A 12515-nucleotide genomic window follows, 5' to 3' on the forward strand; every position below is an offset into this window, starting at 1 on the left:
GCCGTGGCAGGCTGCTCGGCCCCACGAAGCGGCCGCCGATCTGCGCGACGGGGGTCGTCGGGAATAGCCTGGAGAAGAGCGGCACCGGGACGGAACGGAGCCTCCCGATGCTTCCCTTCACCGAGGGGGACGGAGCAGAGGGAGGCCTTGAGCAATGCCCTGGAATCTGACCGGCACGTACCTGGAGAGCTGCAACTGCGACGTGGTGTGCCCCTGCACCACCTCGGGCCTCACCGCACCGGCCGACCACGAGCGCTGTCAGGTGACCTTCGCGTTCCACGTCGACAGCGGGGACGTGGACGGCGTGGACGTCTCCGACCGCAGCGTCGCCGTCTTCATCGACGCGCCCCGGGTGATGGCCGAAGGCGGCTGGCAGGTGGCGCTCTACCTGGACGCCTCGGCCGACGAGGGCCAGGCGGAGGCGCTGGGCAAGGTCTTCTCCGGTCAGGCCGGCGGCCCGATGGCGGCGCTCGCTCCGCTCATCGGCGAGGTCCTCGGCGTGGAGCGCGTTGCCATCGACTACCGCGACGACGGCCGCCGCCACGCCGCACGGGTGGGCGACGCCATCGACATCGAGATCCAGGACCAGGTCGCCCCGCAGTTCGGCGAGGACGGTCCGGTCATGGGCCTGACCGGCATGTTCCACCCGGTGAACAGCACGCTGACCATTGCCCGGTCCACCCGGGCGACGGGCGACGGCGTGTACGGCCGGTCCTGGGACTTCTCCGGCGGCAACGGACACTCGGCGCCCTTCACGTGGTCCGCGTGACCGGTCGGCCGGTCACCGTCCGCCGCGGGGCGAGCCCCGCCGGACTGCTGCTGGTCGCGGCGGCCGCCGCCTGGGTCTGGCTGGTGACCCGCCGGGGCGGCATGCCGGCGATGCCGGGCACCATGGGCCTGGGCCTGCCCGCCTTCCTGGCCGTGTGGACGCTGATGACGGCCGCGATGATGCTGCCCGCCACGGCGCCCGTCGCCGCGCTGTACGCACGTACCATCACCGTCCATCGCGCGCCGCGCATGTTCGTCTTCACCATCGCCTACCTGCTTGTCTGGGCCGCGGCCGGGCTGCCCGCGTACGGGCTGGCCGCCGGCCTGGGCCGCGCGACGAGCCTCCCCACCGGGGGGGCGACCGCGGTGGCCGCGACCGTGTTCGCGGTCAACGGCGTCTACCAGCTCACGCCCCTCAAAGACCGCTGCCTGGCGAAGTGCCGCTCCCCGGTCGGGCTCATGCTGCGCTACGCCTCGTACCCGGGGCCCTCGCGCGATCTGCGTGCCGGAGGCCACCACGGGGCCTTCTGCCTGGGCTGCTGCTGGTCGCTGATGGTGCTTCTGGCGGCGTTCGGTGTGATGAACCTGTGGGCCATGGTGGTCCTCACCGCCGTGATCACCACCGAGAAGCTGGCTCCGGCCGGCCGCCTGGTTGCCCGTGCCGTGGGAGTCGCCTCGATCGCCCTGGCCTGCGCCGTCTTCTGGGTCCCGGCACTGGCTCCGGGCCTCACCGGCGGCGGCATGACCGGGATGTGAGGACACGCAGCCCGGGGCGGCGCCGCAGTCGCACCGCCGACGCCCGGGCCGACAGCCCGTTCAAGAAGAGCGCTCGCGCGCTGGGGACTCCGCGGTGACGACGTAGAGCGTGACGGCGGCGAAGAAGGGCTGCCCGGCGAGATGCCCGAGCCGGCCGTCGGCCTGCCGGCGGCTGAGACAACCGGCGGCCACGGCACGCTCCGTGTTGCGCTGAAGGCCGAGCACCTGGTCAGCAGCCTGCACCTCGTCAAGCCGCGACCGCGCCGGCAGGTGCATATCGCCGGAGCACTCGACACGCTGCCGGACACCACCGCCGGCAGGTCGATGCGGGACCTCGCCGATGACCTGACCGCGGACGACATCGCCGGCCATCTGTACACCGCCGGCCGGCCGGACCCCGACCTGGTCATCCGCACCAGCGGGGAGCAGCGGATGTCCAACTTCCCGCTCTGGCAGAGCGCTTACTCGGAGCTCTGCTTCTGTGAGGCGTACCGGCCGGCATTCCGCGAAGCCGACTTCCTGCGTGCCGTACGCGCGTACGCCGTCCGGCAGCGGCGCTACGGCGCCTGAAGCCGGCCGGCCTCGGACGGCCGAGGCCGGCCGAGAGCCGTCAGAGCCTGTCCGCTGCCCCGGGATGTGTCTACCTGGTGAGTTCGGTCGGTTCGTCGATCCGGGTCAGCTTCTGCGGGTTGGATGTCGCGTAGATCCGGGTGATGCGCCCGTTCTCGATCAGGAGGCTGACCGCGGCCGGTCCGCCGCCGGACCGGATCCGGATCGCGGGGGCGCCGTTGAGCCACACCACCGTGGTCTCGGCCCCGGCCCGGTCCGTGCCGGCGAGCATCGCCGCCACGAGCTCGGCCCCTCGGACGGGGGCCGGTGCGGCGGCCGTGAGCCCGCCACCGTCGGCGACGAGGATCACATCCGGAGCCATGGTCTCCAGAAGGTCCTGGACACGACCGGTGTGCAGCGCGGCGAGGAACCGGTCCATCACGGCCTTGTGCTCCATCGGGCTCACGCTGACCCGTGGTTGACGAGCGGCGACGTGGTTCCGGGCCCGCCGGGCGATCTGCCGGACCGCGGCGGGGGTCTTGCCCACCGCCTCGGCCACCTCGTCATGCGGCAGGTCGAAGACCTCGCGGAGCACGAACACCGCGCGCTCCACCGGTCCGAGCGTTTCCAGGACGGTCAGCATGGCGATGGAGACGCTTTCCGCGAGTTCGACATCGTCGGCGACGTCGGGGTGGGTCAGCAGGGGTTCCGGCAGCCACTCGCCCACATAGTCCTCGCGACGGCGTGAGAGTGTGCGTATGCGGTTGAGCGCCTGCCGGGTGACGGCCCGGACGAGGTACGCCCGCGGGTCGTGGACCTGTGACCGGTCGACGTCCGCCCACCGCAACCAGGTCTCCTGCAGCACGTCCTCCGCGTCGGCCGCCGAGCCGAGCATCTCGTAGGCGACGGTGAACAGCAGGCTGCGGTGGGCGACGAACGGATCCCCGGTCATGCCGTGGACCCGGCGCGGGACGTCGCCGGACGCTCGGCCAGCGGGATCTCGCAGACGTCGGAGAAGCCCTGCGAGGTGACCCCGTTCGCCACGTTCGCCCTGGTGGCCAGGTTGACGTAGGCGATGAACGCGGTGAGCTCCACCATCGCCGGCGGTCCGAGCCGCTCCAGAAGTGCGGCGTACTGCTCGTCGGTGACGGTCGGCGGCGTGTTCGTCATCGCCTCGGCGTACTCCATGACATCGCGCTCCAGCGCCGTGAACACGTCCGCCTCCCGCCAGCGCGGCACCTGGCTCGCCCTGGCCAGGTCCAGGTTCTCGTTGCGCGCCTGGAAATAGCCGACGTCCAGGCACCAGCTGCACCCGACCTGCGACGCGACGGCCATGTGCGCGAACGACTTCAGGCCCGGGTCCACCGCGTCCCACGCCCCCACCTTGGCACCGAACTCCAGGCTGTCCTGGGTCACCCGGGGGCTGTGCCACAGCACCTCGACGTTCTCGGGCACGAGGCCCAGCTGCTTGATCATGTTCTCTTCGAGCTCGGCGGGAAGCTCGGCCTTCGGCAGGCGCAGCGTCATGATGTCTCTCCTTGCACGCGTCCCAGTGGGCTGTTCGGCATGAAGACACCGTCCGGCCCACGGGTGTGACAGCCGCACCCGCCGGTACCCACTCTGCCGCCGACGGGCTTCCAGGAGTGGCGCCCCGCCTCCCCGGCTCGGAGGATGTTCAGTCGATACAGAACTCGTTGCCCTCGATGTCCAGCATCGGGATGCACGACTCGTTCTCCTCGTCGGCGTACAGCGTCTGCACGTGGGTCGCACCTAGCGCGACCAGTCGTGCGCACTCGGCTTCGAGCGCGGCGAGGCGCTCGTCCCCCACGAGCCCGGTGCCGACCCGGACATCGAGATGCACCCGATTCTTGACGACCTTGCCCTCGGGGACGCGCTGGAAGTACAGGCGCGGGCCCACGCCTGAGGGATCGCTGCAGGCGAACCATGATCCCTGCTTCTCAGGAGGCAGGGTGCGGTTGAAATCGTCCCAGCTGGCGAACCCCTCGGGGGGCGCCGGTACGACGTACCCCAACACCTCACACCAGAAGCGAGCGACGCGCTCAGGTTCCGCGCAGTCAAAGGTGACCTGGAACTTCTTGATCTCTGACATCGGCGCACCGTACCGCGTACCAGCGGACCCCGCCGCTCATTTCCCCAGGCGGATCCGCCGGTCCCCCGTCGCATCCTGGGCTGCCTCGGACACCAAGTGATCAAACCGAACAGTCCACGAGAACGACACGACCGTGGCGGCGGAGCGCCCCAGTGGCCCCCAGGCTCCAGTCCCGGCCAACCGCCTTCAGGCCAGGATCAGTTGCGGGACAACCCTCAGCACCGACTAAGAATCCTCGTCACAACATGCGACCAGGATCGATAGTGGGCACTTTGGTACACCGCAGGTCAGGGGGTGTTTCACCGGGAGCACGAGGCCATTTTCCCACTGCGGGCGGAGATTCCGTGGGCGTCCGACGGACGGCTCCGTGCACCGTGGATCTGCCCGGACTCAGGGGACGTGTATTGGACGCTTGCGCCGGCACACTGACCGTCGTCCTCTTACGGACCGTCAATCGTCGGTTGCGGCGGCCCCTGCCAGTTCGGTCACCGAGCACCTGCAGCATGCTCGCCGTAGTGGCAACCCGCCTCGCAGCTCCCCCGACAACCTCAGCGCCGGGTGCAACCGATGTCGTGGTCTGTCGGCCCGGCCCCTGTCGAAAACTGCAGGTGGACTGGCCGGTCTGGTAACATACGTACGCATGTCCCCCCGTAAGCGCGACCCGGAAATCCGGGAACGAATCCTCGACGTGGCGTCCCGGCTGTTCGACGGTCACGGCGTGCACGCGGTCGGGATGCAGCAGATCATCGACAATGTCGGCTGCGGCAAGGCCATGCTGTACCGCGAGTTCGCCACCAAGGACGACCTGGTCGTGGCCTACCTGGAGCGGTACACCCGCACCTTCGACCGGGTCCGGGAACTGGCGGCCAAGCAACGGCCCGGCGATCCGGCCGGCCAGTTGCTCATGATCGTCGGTTGGACCGCCGAAGAAGCGATGTCCCCGGGCTACCGCGGCTGCCCGGTCCACAACACCCATGCGGAGTTCCCGGACGAGGATCACCCCGCACACGCCCTCTCCGTCGCCTATTACGACCGGATCCACGGCGGGCTGATGGACCTGGCCAGGCAGGCGGGGGCCGCGGATCCGCGCGGGCTCGCCGACCGGCTGATGCTGATCATCGACGGACTGAGTGTCAGCGGTGCCGCCCGGGGCCGTTCGGGTGCGGCACCGGCGGGTGTGGGGTTCGCCGAAGAAGTGATCCGACGCGCCCTGCCTGCCAATTCAACGGCGCACCCAGAGGTGCTGGCTCGTCAGTAGCGCACTGCGCGGAAGTATCCGACGACGAGGTCCGACGCTTGCAATGGTGTGACCGACGGCCGTTCACACGGCAGCGCCCCCGGTGACAGGCAGCACTGCGCCCGTCACGTACGAGGCGCGGTCACTGAGCAGCCAGGCGGCGGCCTCTGCGATCTCCTCCGGTGCCGCCGGCCGCCCCAGCGGCGTCCTCGCGGTGACGCGCTCGATCGCTCCCGGGTCCTCGCGATTCCACCCTTCGATCATCTCGGTCATCGTCACCCCCGGGGCAATCGCGTTGACCCTGACCCCGTTCGGCCCATAGGTCACAGCCGCCGACTCGGTGATGCTGTTGACGCCGCGCTTGGCCGCCCCGTACGCCGGCAGAGCCGGATTTCCGATCAGGCTTCCCAGGCTGCTGGTATTGACGATCGCCCCGCCGCCGCTTGCGATCATGGCTTTCACCTCAGCCGACACGGCGTAGAAGATGCCCTTGAGGTTGACCCTGACGACCAGGTCGAAGTCGTCCTCGGGGAAGTCCACGATGGAGTGCCGCGGTACCAGGGCCGCGCCGTTGTTGAATGCGATGTCGAGCCGTCCATGCCGCTCGACGACGGTGGAAACCGCACGCTCGACACTCGGCACATCGGCGAGATCGGCAACCACGTAGGACGCGCCGTCGAGGTCCGCGGCGATGGTCTTGAGGGCGCTCTCGGTGCGGGCGGCGAGGACGACCGTCGCTCCCTCCCGGGCAAACAGGCGCGCCGCGGCGGCCCCGATGCCCCGGCTGGCTCCGACCACGAGCGCGATCTTGTCGTGCAGCATTCCGGTATGCGCCATTTTCCCACCTTGGTATGGACCGTGATGGTCGACCACCTTCACCAGGGATGATTCGCCGCCGCAGAGGCCGCCTGGGTGACCTCGCCAACCTGAAGGGCGAAGCGGACCGCGAAACACCCTGCACCATCACCTTAACAGACCGATCGGTCCATCGCGAAGGAGTCCGGTCGAGAGGGCCCTCTGCTGAGGCTTCGAGACGGCTGAGTGCCCGGGTCGGGACGGCAAGGGGACACGGGGAGGCGATACCCGTGGCGGGAGGCGTCAGGAGGATGTCGGCGACAGAAGTCGAGAGAGAGTCACAGCTGGCCGGCCGTACGGATCAGCCCGGCGAGGGCGAGGGAGCGGCTGTGCGCGGGCCAGGCGATGTGGGTGACGACGGGCGGGGCGTCGGTCACGGGGACGGCGGTGTGATCGGCCCACAGCCAGGCGCGGGCGGAGTCGGGGAAGACGGCCATCGTGCGTCCCAGAGCGATCAGTTGGGCCAGTTGCGTCTGGTCGTGGATCGCGGGGCCCAGGCCGGGTGGGTAGGTGCCGTGGCGGGGCCAGCGGGCGAGCGGAAGGCCGGGGACGTCCCTGATATCGGCCAGGGTCAGAGTCCGGTGCGCGGCGAGAGGGTGCCCGGCGGGCAGGATGGCGACCTGCCCCTCGGCCATCAATTCTTCGCTGTCGAACCCGGCAAGGGAGTTGAACGGCGTGTGCATGAGCGCCACATCGGCGCGGCCGTCGCGCAGCATCCCTTCCTGCTCGCACATGCCGCTCGGCAGCACCTCGATCTCGGCGGCGTCCGGCTCGGCCGCGTAGGCGTCGAGGAGCTTGTGCAGCAGTTCGTGAGAGGCGCCGGCCTTGACCGCCAGCACCAGGCGGTCGCGGGGGCCGCCCGGAGTGTCGGCGCCACCGGCGCGACGGGTGCGGCGAGCGGCGGCGGTGGTCGCGTCGAGGGCTGCGCGGCCCTCGTGCAGCAGCACCTCTCCGGCGCCGGTCAACCGGACGCCGCGGCGGTTGCGTTTCAGCAGGGAGACGCCGAGGCGCCGCTCCAGCTGCTGGATCGCCCGGGACAGGGGTGGCTGGGCCATGCCGAGGCGCTCGGCGGCGCGGCCGAAGTGCAGTTCCTCGGCGACGGCCAGGAAGTACCTCAGCTCGCGGGTCTCCAAGGTGTCCATGGCCTCAGCGTACGTCGGTGATACCTGCCGGGTATGACAGTGCACCGTATCGGTGTTGGATGCGCCGTCAGCCGGCGCGCGAGCATCGGTGGCATGAGCGAGACGAAGATCGCGCTGGTGACCGGCGCGAACAAGGGAATCGGATACGAGATCGCGGCCGGGCTGGGTGCCCTCGGGTACCGCGTGGGTGTGGGAGCCCGCGACGGGGCCCGGCGTGAGTCCGCCGTGGACAAGCTGCGCTCCGCCGGGGCCGACGCGTTCGGGGTGCCCCTGGACGTGACCGACGACCACAGCGTCACCGGTGCCGCGGCACTGGTCGAACGGCAGGCCGGGCACCTGGACGTCCTGGTCAACAACGCCGGCGTCTCGGGAGAGACGGGGCCGGGGTGGGTGCAGGACCCGACCACGCTCGACCTCGATGTGGTCCGCACGGTCGTGGAGACCAACGTCATGGGGGTCATCCGGGTGACCAACGCGATGCTGCCGCTGCTGCGGCGTTCGACGTCGCCACGCATCGTCAACGTCTCCAGTGCCGTCGCCTCGCTGGCCCGGCAGTCGGACCCGGACATCGAGATCGGCCCCGTCATGGCGGCCTACGCACCGTCGAAGTCCTTCCTCAACGCTGTCACCGTCCAGTACGCCCGCCAGTTCGCCGGAACGAACATCCTGATCAACGTCGCCTGCCCGGGCCTGGTCGCGAGCGACTTCACGAACTTCCACGGACCCCGCACTCCCGAGCAGGGTGCGGCCACCCCGATCCGGCTCGCCACGCTGCCCGACGACGGTCCCACGGGTTCGTTCTTCGAGGACGACGGCGTCATCCCATGGTGACTTCGAACCCGTCGTAAGCGTTCAGCGGTGCAGCAGAGTGGCGAGCACCAGGTTGGGATCGGTGCCGGAGAACGCGGAGTTCAGTACGTAGACGGTACGGCCGCGGACGACCGCCGACGTGGGGTTCCGCACGCCGTCCGCACTGTCCAGGAAGGGCATGACGTGCCCGTGGCGGCCGATGCGCACGACGGTGCTCTGCAAGTCGAGCGCCGCGATCACGTCGCCGCCGCCGGTGAACGCGAAGTCGTCGATGCCCCCGAGCCCGTCGACCCGCACCTGGACGGGTCCCGGCCTGGCATGGCGCAAGGGAATACGGAGCAACGTCCCCTTGTCCGTGTTGCTGGCCCAGACGTCACCGCCGTGCACCTTGATGCCGTTCGCGCCGAGGAACCCGGTCGATGCGAGCTCCGGCGCCGAGGACCACACCTGCGCTCGGCCACCGCTCATCGGTATCGCCCAGACCGTACCGAGCACGGAGTCGGCGGCGTAGGACGTCCCGGTCCGTTCGTCCAATGCCAGGCCGTTCGGCAGTCCGGAGGCCGGCAGCGCGGCGATGCGTTCCGGAGCCCCGCCGGGACGCAGCCGGTACAGGCCGGTGGAGTCCGCATCGCCGCCGGCGTAGAGGAAGTACAGCGTTCCGTCGCCGGTGCGCACGATGCCGCAGGTGATCGCCGACTTCACCACCGGCGTGTCGGCGCCGCCATCGGCCGGTGCCGGCATCGTGGCAAGACTCCGCACGGCGCCGCCCGGGGACACTGCGGCCACCTGCCGCGCGACCGAGAACGTGACGTAGGCGGTGCCGTCCGGGCCGAGAGCCACGTTCTCCGGCGCGCCGGCTGTGCCGGTTCCTCCCGACGCAGCCCCGGCACCCGGCGACGCTCGCCGTATCCGACCAGGCCAACGCCAGCAACCCGACCACACCCTGACAGGGATAGGAAACCGAGCCACGAGCGGAGTGTGCGTTCGGAAGCCGAAACGCCGGGAACGCCATTGGCTCCCACGATGCTGCTGCCGGAACTGCACCTTTCCGTGGAACTGTCGCTGACCGATGTGACGCAGTACTCGGCTCACATCTTCGCGACCGTACGGTTCCCGCCGCTCACCGAGCCCGACGGTGCCGAGCCGACAGAGGACGTCAGCCAACAACCGTTCACTGACTACGAGGCCCCTCGGTGGGGACTCGCGGCACGGCAGGGCCCAGCAGAGGCGTTCCCGGACTTCCAGGTCACGCCCGGGGGGCGACACAAGACCTGATGCAGACCTGATGCCGACAGACCGATCGGTCCATCCATGCGGTTGACGTCGCGCAGCCGCCGCACTACGGTTTGGACCGATCGGTCTGTCATCCGATCCCGGGCAACTAGATCTTGCCGGGCCTCATGAACGTGCGGACAGCCGGCCGGAACCTTGTCGGCGAGCTCGTTGAGAAGCTGCTCGCCCGGTCCGGCGCTGGGCCGGTTCGGCGAACCCGAGGACATCGCGCCGGTCAGGTATTCCCAGCATCGGACGACTCGCGATGGGTGGCGGGTGAGTCGATCCGGGCCGCAGGCCGCACCTGCGGCATCGGGAGCCGGCAGTCGCGCAGTCGGGATCTGACAGCCGCGCAAAGTGAAACCGAATGGTTCGGTTTGATTCAAGGGAGCATCTCGTGCAGCGCAGGACACTCGGCCGACAGGGTTTGACCGTCTCGGCCATCGGATACGGCGCCATGGGTTTCGACGTGGCCTACGGCCCCAGCGGCGACCGGGACGGGGTCACCACCATCCGCCGCGCCCATGATCTCGGCGTCACCTTCTTCGACACCGCCGAAGGCTACGGCTGGGGCGAGAACGAGAAGCTCGTCGGCAAGGCTGTCGCGGGCTTCCGTGACGAGGTGGTCATCGCGACCAAGTTCGGGTTCACTCCCTCCTTCAGCCTGGACAGTCGACCGGAGCACATTCGTGAGGTGGCCGACAACAGCCTGCGCCACCTCGGCATCGAGACCATCGACGTCTTCTACCAGCACCGCGTCGATCCGAACGTGCCGATCGAAGACGTCGCCGGGACGATCAAGGAGCTCATCGACGCCGGCAAGGTCAGGTACTTCGGGCTGTCCGAGGCCGGGCCCGAGACCATCCGCAAGGCCCACGCGGTGCAGCCGGTTTCCGTGCTGCAGACGGAGTACTCCCTGTTCGAACGCGACGTCGAGGGACTGTTCCCGACCCTGGACGAACTCGGCATCGGCTTCGTCCCCTACTCGCCTCTGGGCCGCGGCTTCCTCACAGGCACCGCCAAGCCCGCCGCCGAGTACGACGAGACCGACATGCGCAGCTTCGACGCGCGCTGGCAGCCGGGCAACTTCGAGAAGAACCTGGACGCCGTTCGCCGGCTCGGCGACCTTGCCGCCGCCAAGGGCGCCACAGTCGCCCAACTGGCCCTGGCCTGGCTGCTCGCCCAAGGTGAGCAGATAGTGCCGATCCCCGGCACCCGCAGTATCGAGCGGGTCGAGGAGAACATCGCAGCCGCCGATCTCACTCTCACCGACACCGACCTGGCGGCCATTCGCGACATCCTGCCCGCCGGCGGATTCGGCGCCAGGTACCCCGAGGCCATGCTGCCCGACTGGGTCTGACGCCGCGACGGATCAGAGATCCCCCCGGATGAGCGCCGGCATCAGGCACGGACCCCGCAGGAACTCACCCTGGTCGAGGATGTGCTGTTCTCCGGAATCGATGTGCGGGTGGAGCGGACGAGCGTGGCCCCGGGCGGGCTGGTGGTGGAGGCAGTGTCCATAGGCCCGACAGGCCGGTGTCCGGACCGTCAGCGCCGGGCGACGCGCGCACAGCACGTACCAACGCTGCCTGGCCGAGCGGCCGTTGGGTGCCCGGCTGGTCACGATCCGGCTGCGGGTCCGGCGGTTCTTCTGCGACCGGAAGTCCTGCAGGCGCCGGACGTTCGCAGAGCAGTTCCAGGGCCTGACCGAGCGGTATCGCCGGGCGAGCACCTCCCTGAAGAGCTGGCTACGGTCCATCGCGGTTGAACTCGGCGGCCGTGCGGGCGACCGGCTGTGCCGCCGGTCACAGCCGGCCGCCGGGCGGACCCGGCTCCTCGGGCACCTGGAACGGCCGCCGGTTCCAAAACGGTCTCCGCACGTACTGGGGGTCGACGAGTTCGCCTTCCGCAAGGGCTGCACCCACGGCACCGTCCTGGTCGACGTCGAGGCCAGCCGGGTCGTGGACGTGCTGCCGGACCGCACCGCGGAGACGTTCGCGACCTGGCTGACGGAGCATCCGGGTGCGGAGATCATCTGTCGTGACCGGGCCACCGCCTACACCAGGGCGGTCAAGGAAGCCGCCCCGGATGCTCTCGAAGTCGCCGATCGCCGGCACCTGCTTCAGTCCCAGTTCCGTCACCTGATGCGGGTGGCCGTCTCCGTACGCGAGGGCACCATCTCCTCCTCCACACTGCTCAAGCGCCTGCGCTCGGGGTCGAGGAAGAACGCCACCTACGCCGCCTTCCGCGAGGTCGGCCGGGTGATCCGCACCGGCGGTGTCATTGCCGACAACGACCCCGTCGAGCAGGAAAAGGCGATGAAGTTCAACGCCCTGCTCACGAACGCGGTGATCTTCCACAATGCCCTGGACATCGCGGGGATCGTCCGCCGGCTGCTGGAATAGGGATGGGAGATCGACCCGGAAGACCTGGCGCACATCTCGCCGTACCCGACCGAACACATCAACCGGTTCGGTGAGTACAGCACCCACGAACTCGGCATCCAGCCCGAGGCGTACGACCCGAAACCCGACGTCGACTTCACCCCGCTGCGCGAGCAGGACCTGACCGCCGCCGGCCTCGGCCAGGCTGCCTGCGCCGTGAGGGAACCAGCCGGTGACGCCCTTCACGGGAGCGGGCCGGTACACCCCGGAATCCTGCTGCTTCAGTGAAGATCCGACCGGACCTCGGTCAGTCGATGCCTTCGACGATGCGGAAGTCGCGCTCGACGCCGTCGGAGAGGGCGACCAGCGCCTCCTGGTAGGCCGCACTCTCGCGCGCCGCAACGGCCTGCTCGAAGCTGTCGAACTCGATCAGGATGGTGCGCTCAGCGATTCCGGCGTCATGCGCCACGACCCGACCGCCACGGACGAGGACCCGGCCGCCCCCGGCTTTGACGGCCGCAGCGGCCAGCTTGTTGTAAGCAGCCAGCTTCTCAGGGTCTGAAATGGTGCGGTAGACGCTGACCCAGTAGCCCTTGGGCATGGAACCTCCGGTGTCGGTATGAGTGCATCTG

The 12515-nt window shown here is 69.6% G+C and carries 14 protein-coding genes and 1 pseudogene; 8 read left to right on the plus strand and 7 right to left on the minus strand.

All coding sequences use genetic code 11. The features are described from left to right. Positions 1-154 precede the first annotated feature (154 nt). The 3 genes and pseudogenes from ACWGKQ_RS30905 to ACWGKQ_RS30915 form a co-directional block, all read left to right on the plus strand. Positions 155-769: a DUF1326 domain-containing protein gene (locus tag ACWGKQ_RS30905; protein ID WP_453295295.1), complete on the plus strand. Its 615-nt coding sequence runs from the start codon at positions 155-157 to the stop codon at positions 767-769. Further along, complete coding sequence (locus tag ACWGKQ_RS30910; protein ID WP_453295296.1) at positions 766-1524, plus strand: DUF2182 domain-containing protein; 759 nt, start codon at positions 766-768, stop codon at positions 1522-1524. Before ACWGKQ_RS30905 ends, ACWGKQ_RS30910 begins: the two co-directional genes overlap by 4 nt. 321 nt (positions 1525-1845) lie before the next feature. Then, positions 1846-2094, plus strand: a pseudogene (locus ACWGKQ_RS30915) (undecaprenyl diphosphate synthase family protein); the annotation flags it as partial. 70 nt (positions 2095-2164) lie between these two features. Here ACWGKQ_RS30915 and ACWGKQ_RS30920 read toward each other — a convergent pair. From ACWGKQ_RS30920 to ACWGKQ_RS30930, 3 genes are all read right to left on the minus strand, one after another. Beyond that, positions 2165-3025, minus strand: coding sequence for an RNA polymerase sigma-70 factor (locus tag ACWGKQ_RS30920; RefSeq protein ID WP_453295297.1), 861 nt, complete (start codon positions 3023-3025; stop codon positions 2165-2167). After that, positions 3022-3600 carry a carboxymuconolactone decarboxylase family protein gene (locus ACWGKQ_RS30925; RefSeq protein ID WP_453295298.1) on the minus strand — a complete coding sequence of 193 codons (579 nt, stop codon included), beginning with the start codon at positions 3598-3600 and terminating at the stop codon, positions 3022-3024. The genes ACWGKQ_RS30920 and ACWGKQ_RS30925 overlap by 4 nt, the downstream gene beginning before the upstream one ends. A 148-nt stretch (positions 3601-3748) precedes the next feature. Further along, a complete protein-coding gene (locus ACWGKQ_RS30930; RefSeq protein WP_453295299.1) occupies positions 3749-4183 on the minus strand; it encodes a VOC family protein in 435 nt (144 codons plus the stop codon). Positions 4184-4823: 640 nt separating this feature from the next. On the opposite strand from ACWGKQ_RS30930, the gene ACWGKQ_RS30935 reads away from it, so the two are divergent. After that, positions 4824-5441, plus strand: a complete 618-nt coding sequence (locus ACWGKQ_RS30935) for a TetR/AcrR family transcriptional regulator (protein WP_453295300.1) — start codon at positions 4824-4826, stop codon at positions 5439-5441. A gap of 63 nt (positions 5442-5504) precedes the next feature. On the opposite strand, the gene ACWGKQ_RS30940 is transcribed toward ACWGKQ_RS30935, so the two are convergent. Together ACWGKQ_RS30940 and ACWGKQ_RS30945 are read right to left on the minus strand one after the other, a co-directional pair. Continuing rightward, the gene (locus tag ACWGKQ_RS30940; RefSeq protein ID WP_453295301.1) at positions 5505-6257 is read right to left on the minus strand and encodes an SDR family NAD(P)-dependent oxidoreductase; all 753 of its coding nucleotides are present in this window, start codon (positions 6255-6257) and stop codon (positions 5505-5507) included. Between the two features lie 296 nt (positions 6258-6553). Next, the gene (locus tag ACWGKQ_RS30945; protein ID WP_453295302.1) at positions 6554-7417 is read right to left on the minus strand and encodes a LysR family transcriptional regulator; all 864 of its coding nucleotides are present in this window, start codon (positions 7415-7417) and stop codon (positions 6554-6556) included. A 93-nt stretch (positions 7418-7510) separates the two neighbouring features. Here ACWGKQ_RS30945 and ACWGKQ_RS30950 point away from each other — a divergent pair, with 93 nt between their 5' ends. Next, complete coding sequence (locus ACWGKQ_RS30950; protein ID WP_453295303.1) at positions 7511-8248, plus strand: SDR family oxidoreductase; 738 nt, start codon at positions 7511-7513, stop codon at positions 8246-8248. Positions 8249-8269: 21 nt separating this feature from the next. Here the strand turns inward: ACWGKQ_RS30950 and ACWGKQ_RS30955 are convergent, their stop codons facing one another. Next, complete coding sequence (locus ACWGKQ_RS30955; protein ID WP_453295304.1) at positions 8270-9067, minus strand: hypothetical protein; 798 nt, start codon at positions 9065-9067, stop codon at positions 8270-8272. A 138-nt stretch (positions 9068-9205) separates the two neighbouring features. Here ACWGKQ_RS30955 and ACWGKQ_RS30960 point away from each other — a divergent pair, with 138 nt between their 5' ends. The 3 genes from ACWGKQ_RS30960 to ACWGKQ_RS30970 all read left to right on the plus strand — a co-directional run bounded on the left by ACWGKQ_RS30960 (position 9206) and on the right by ACWGKQ_RS30970 (position 11904). After that, positions 9206-9502, plus strand: a complete 297-nt coding sequence (locus ACWGKQ_RS30960) for a hypothetical protein (RefSeq protein ID WP_453295305.1) — start codon at positions 9206-9208, stop codon at positions 9500-9502. A 394-nt stretch (positions 9503-9896) separates the two neighbouring features. Then, positions 9897-10859 carry an aldo/keto reductase gene (locus ACWGKQ_RS30965; RefSeq protein ID WP_453295306.1) on the plus strand — a complete coding sequence of 321 codons (963 nt, stop codon included), beginning with the start codon at positions 9897-9899 and terminating at the stop codon, positions 10857-10859. A 244-nt stretch (positions 10860-11103) separates the two neighbouring features. Next, positions 11104-11904 (plus strand): Tn3 family transposase, encoded by an 801-nt coding sequence (locus ACWGKQ_RS30970; RefSeq protein ID WP_453295307.1) that lies wholly within the window; start codon positions 11104-11106, stop codon positions 11902-11904. 286 nt (positions 11905-12190) lie between these two features. Here ACWGKQ_RS30970 and ACWGKQ_RS30975 read toward each other — a convergent pair whose 3' ends face one another. Then, positions 12191-12484, minus strand: a complete 294-nt coding sequence (locus tag ACWGKQ_RS30975; protein ID WP_453295308.1) for a DUF1330 domain-containing protein — start codon at positions 12482-12484, stop codon at positions 12191-12193. Positions 12485-12515 lie beyond the last annotated feature (31 nt).

This window comes from Streptomyces sp. NPDC054770, assembly GCF_053611985.1.

What these genes read in the sequence shown, in the direction of transcription:
- ACWGKQ_RS30940 (WP_453295301.1), bottom strand. Translation starts at nt 6,257, where the DNA reads ATGGCGCATACCGGAATGCTGCACGACAAGATCGCGCTCGTGGTCGGA.
- ACWGKQ_RS30925 (WP_453295298.1), bottom strand. Translation starts at nt 3,600, where the DNA reads ATGACGCTGCGCCTGCCGAAGGCCGAGCTTCCCGCCGAGCTCGAAGAG.
- ACWGKQ_RS30950 (WP_453295303.1), top strand. Translation starts at nt 7,511, where the DNA reads ATGAGCGAGACGAAGATCGCGCTGGTGACCGGCGCGAACAAGGGAATC.
- ACWGKQ_RS30935 (WP_453295300.1), top strand. Translation starts at nt 4,824, where the DNA reads ATGTCCCCCCGTAAGCGCGACCCGGAAATCCGGGAACGAATCCTCGAC.
- ACWGKQ_RS30905 (WP_453295295.1), top strand. Translation starts at nt 155, where the DNA reads ATGCCCTGGAATCTGACCGGCACGTACCTGGAGAGCTGCAACTGCGAC.
- ACWGKQ_RS30920 (WP_453295297.1), bottom strand. Translation starts at nt 3,025, where the DNA reads ATGACCGGGGATCCGTTCGTCGCCCACCGCAGCCTGCTGTTCACCGTC.
- ACWGKQ_RS30930 (WP_453295299.1), bottom strand. Translation starts at nt 4,183, where the DNA reads ATGTCAGAGATCAAGAAGTTCCAGGTCACCTTTGACTGCGCGGAACCT.
- ACWGKQ_RS30945 (WP_453295302.1), bottom strand. Translation starts at nt 7,417, where the DNA reads ATGGACACCTTGGAGACCCGCGAGCTGAGGTACTTCCTGGCCGTCGCC.
- ACWGKQ_RS30975 (WP_453295308.1), bottom strand. Translation starts at nt 12,484, where the DNA reads ATGCCCAAGGGCTACTGGGTCAGCGTCTACCGCACCATTTCAGACCCT.